This is a genomic window from Pseudonocardia nigra (assembly GCF_019396355.1).
Taxonomy (GTDB): domain Bacteria; phylum Actinomycetota; class Actinomycetes; order Mycobacteriales; family Pseudonocardiaceae; genus Pseudonocardia; species Pseudonocardia nigra.
On record NZ_JAHKRK010000448.1, the window covers coordinates 1 to 1,487 of the forward strand.

The window sequence follows — 1,487 nt, forward strand, 5'->3', positions numbered from 1 at the left end:
CCCCTGCCGTACAGCGCGATCGTCAGCGAGGCGACCCCAAGCGGCAGCAACGGCCACCACCCACGCGGCGGAGCGGCCAGGGCCCACGCAACACCGGCCGCGATCGCGAGCGTGACCGCGACGGGCGGCGCCGGTCCTACGGGCTCCGCAGCGAGGTCGTCGCCATCGGCTGTCCCGGTCGGGCGGCTATCCGTGGTCATGGCGGTCTCCTCTCGGCTGACCGGGTCGGTTCCGACTGGTCGGGTCAGGTAGCGATGGACCGCCTGCCCTCTTCTCGTCACCGCCACTATCTCCGGTGCGACTCCGGAAACTACCTCGGCCGCAGCGCGCTTCCCGGGCCTGTGCCCTCCGCTGGCCTCTGACGCCGCGTTCCCTCCTGTCTGGGAACTCGAAAGCAGAACCCGAACGTTGTCGTGCCGAGCGCCATGTCATTGAACTCCGCACACGTGGGCCGTGCCCACGGCCAGGGTTCCCAGGCGCCAGCGCGCCGCCCCGGGTGACAGGCCACAGCCGGACAGGAAGGGCGAAATGACCACACACCGGCCAGCAGCAGACGTAGGGGCATCGGGCTACAACTACGAGCACTTCGGACTCGAGCACCGCACGATGGACCGCCTGGACAGGCCCGAGGTCGGGCAGGCGGCCCCTGACTTCACCGCCCAGCGGCTGGCCGACGGCACCACGGTGGAGCTCTCGGACTACCGGGGGCGGACGGTGGTGCTGGAGACCGGAAGCGCCACCTGCCCGATGTACGCCAGCCGCATCGCACCGATGAACGCCCTCGCCGAGAAGTTCTCGGACACCGCCTTCCTGCTCCTGTACACCCGCGAGGCGCACCCGGGCGAGAACATTGGCCCGCATCGCAGCATGGCCGACAAGATCCGCGGCGCCCGCCTGCTCGCCGAGGAGGACGGCGAGCGGCGCACCGTCCTCATCGACGACCTGGCCGGCACCGCACACCGCGCCTACGGTGCCATGCCCGACATGCTCTACGTCATCGACGGCGAGGGCACCGTGGTCTTCCGTGCCCAGTGGAACGATCCGACCCTGGTCGAACAGGCCCTCACGGCCCTGGCGAACGGCGAGGAGGTGCTGGCCTCACCCCCGCCCGGCTTCCCCGCCACCCTCCCCGCCGACCGGGTCACACGAGGGGTTGCGGGAGCGCATCTTGAACCGCGCGGGCAAGCAGGCCATCGCCGACATGGAACGCGCCCGCCCCCGCCCTCCACCGCTTCCGCACCCAGCCACCCACCGCCACAGACTGACCCAGCAGGTGGGCCTCTGTCAGGAGCCTGACAATGTCTGGAGTGTTCCCGATTTAATTGACACCGGGGGCCTTATTCATAAGCCGCGAAGAAGGATAGTCCGACAATGGCTTTGACTGCGCTCGGGTACTTGCTGATCGGTGCGCGGTATCGGCCGCCTTCTTCGCTGAGCATCCGCCACGTCTTGAGATGAGCGATGGCATGTTCCACGGCGGCCCGCAT

2 protein-coding genes are annotated in these 1,487 nt (G+C 69.1%); one reads left to right on the forward strand and one right to left on the reverse strand.

Features of this window, described 5'->3' with window-relative positions; translation table 11 throughout:
- On the reverse strand, positions 1-200 hold a 200-nt coding region (locus KME75_RS41490; RefSeq protein WP_219420458.1), incomplete at its 3' end, for a hypothetical protein.
- Positions 201-528: 328 nt separating this feature from the next.
- On the opposite strand from KME75_RS41490, the gene KME75_RS41495 reads away from it, so the two are divergent.
- Positions 529-1,296 carry a deiodinase-like protein gene (locus KME75_RS41495; RefSeq protein WP_219420459.1) on the forward strand — a complete coding sequence of 256 codons (768 nt, stop codon included), beginning with the start codon at positions 529-531 and terminating at the stop codon, positions 1,294-1,296.
- The last annotated feature ends 191 nt before the right edge of the window (positions 1,297-1,487 follow it).